The organism is Trichocoleus sp. FACHB-262, assembly GCF_014696035.1.
Classification (GTDB): Bacteria; Cyanobacteriota; Cyanobacteriia; order FACHB-46; family FACHB-46; genus Trichocoleus.
This window is the reverse complement of sequence record NZ_JACJPK010000001.1, coordinates 1-1,838: the sequence shown is the minus strand read 5'-3', so window position 1 is coordinate 1,838 and position 1,838 is coordinate 1. Positions and strand designations below refer to the sequence as shown.

Sequence of the window (1,838 nt, the reverse complement as noted above, 5' to 3'; positions counted from 1 at the left end):
ATTCACTTGCCATGTAATCACAATGATTTCTGCAAGTATTAAGACGGCTAATAGCCGCGAAAATGCTTGTAAAATGGCTTCCATTGTCCAGTTCTGACTCTGAAGCTCCCAGACCGTCACAATAATGTTCACTCCAATCCCCAACCAGGGTATAATGATCGCTGAATTCCGTCTGCGGTAGAAGCCGAGCGTCGCCTCCCGCCAAAAAGGGAAGGTACTGAAGAGACAAACAAGGTAGGACGCTCCTGCACTGGCGAACAGGCTGGTTTGAAGACCCGAAGGCAGATTTGAGTATTCAAGCGCGATCGCTGTCAGGCAAACTCCTAGCGCAAGATACAGGAAGGTAAACCAGGTAAATCGCTTCATTCTTTCTCCAATAGAGTTTATTCTCCGTACCAGACACGCATACATTGAAAGCAATTGGTTGACCATCTCATGAAGAAGCGATCGCGGTTTGATTTGTTGATGGATCGATTCACTGTGAGTCCACGATCAACAATCAAAAATCAACTCACTGTATATCCACCATCGATTACTAAGGGTTGCCCCGTAATATAGCTGGCAGCGTCGGAGCAGAGAAACACAACCGCTTGAGCAATTTCCGTTGCCTGACCGATCCGACCCATTGGAATCAAAGAGCTTAAATCATCCGCTGTGATACCCAGTTGCCCAAAGGCGTGATCGAGCAGTTCAGTTGCAGTGCCTCCAGGATTCACCGCATTAACCCGGATGCCTTGCTTGGCATAGTCCAGCGCCGCCGCTCGCGTCAACCCCATTACTGCATGTTTGCTGGCAACGTAAGGAGAAGTCTTCGGAAACGCAACGAGACCACTCGCTGACGAATTGTTCACGATCACACCAGATCCTTGAGACAACATTTGCTGAATTTCGTACTTCATGCACAAAAACAGCCCCCGAACATTGATTGCCATCAGGTTGTCAAAATCTTCAATTGATTGTTCATGCAGAGGCTTAAAAGAGCCGTCAGTGCCTGCATTATTGAAGGCACAGTCGAGTTGCCCGTAGGTTGCAACCGTCTTTTGCACTAATGCTTTGATGTCTTCCTCATTCGAGGCATCTGAATGAACGTATAAGCATTCGGCACCTGTTTCGCGAATCAGTTTGGCGGTTTTTTCACCTTCTGCGTCGCGTCTGCCTGAGAATACTACCTTGGCTCCAGCAGCACCGAATGCGATCGCAGTTACTCTGCCAATTCCCGATGTGCCTCCCGTAACTAACGCCACTTTATCTTGAATCATCATTTTGTTTCTCCTGTTTCAATCTCTGTGGGTAGATTCCCCGCCCCTTGGAGCGTAAAATGCCAGGATTAGTGAGTACATCCATAAGCGGCATAACGTTCCTGCTCACCGGACGCAGATCGCCTTTGTCTGTGACCAACAACCTATATTCGTTTTGGTGCAGAGGGCTTGTTAGCTAGTTTTTGTTGCATCGAACATGGAACTTTATGAGTTCAACGCCTTTTCAATACGACGATCGGGAATGAGCCACAGAACTGCAACCAGAACGTATAATGCACATGCAAGCCAAGGGATTGCAAAAGCAAGTGGAATTGTAACTGCATAAATCAATACCGATGACTTGCCTTTAAAATTTCGACCAAGAGCATTTGCAAGTGTGGAATCTTGACCGTGGTGAGAAACAAGTGTGCGGGTCAGAGTGAAGTAGGCGATCGCAGCCAACAATAGAACCACACCATAAAGCGCCACAGGCAACGCAGCAAAGTGATTTTCACCCATCCATGCGGTGACAAAGGGAAATAATGATAACCAGAACAACAAATGTAGGTTTGCCCACAAAGTTGAACCATTCACTTGTCG

General features: G+C 47.3%; 3 protein-coding genes. All 3 read right to left on the bottom strand.

The genetic code is table 11. From position 1 onward, the window contains the following. The coding region (locus H6F68_RS00015) for a hypothetical protein (RefSeq protein WP_190555664.1) at window positions 1-366 on the bottom strand (366 nt) is incomplete at its 3' end. 140 nt (window positions 367-506) lie between these two features. Then, entirely contained in the window at window positions 507-1,262 is a 756-nt protein-coding gene (locus tag H6F68_RS00010; protein ID WP_190555663.1) for an SDR family oxidoreductase, read from the bottom strand. A 201-nt stretch (window positions 1,263-1,463) separates the two neighbouring features. Continuing rightward, the coding region (locus H6F68_RS00005; RefSeq protein ID WP_399312276.1) for a TMEM175 family protein at window positions 1,464-1,838 on the bottom strand (375 nt) is incomplete at its 5' end.

Excerpts from the sequence above, each read along its gene's own strand:
- H6F68_RS00010 (WP_190555663.1), bottom strand. The coding sequence starts at position 1,262 with ATGATGATTCAAGATAAAGTGGCGTTAGTTACGGGAGGCACATCGGGA.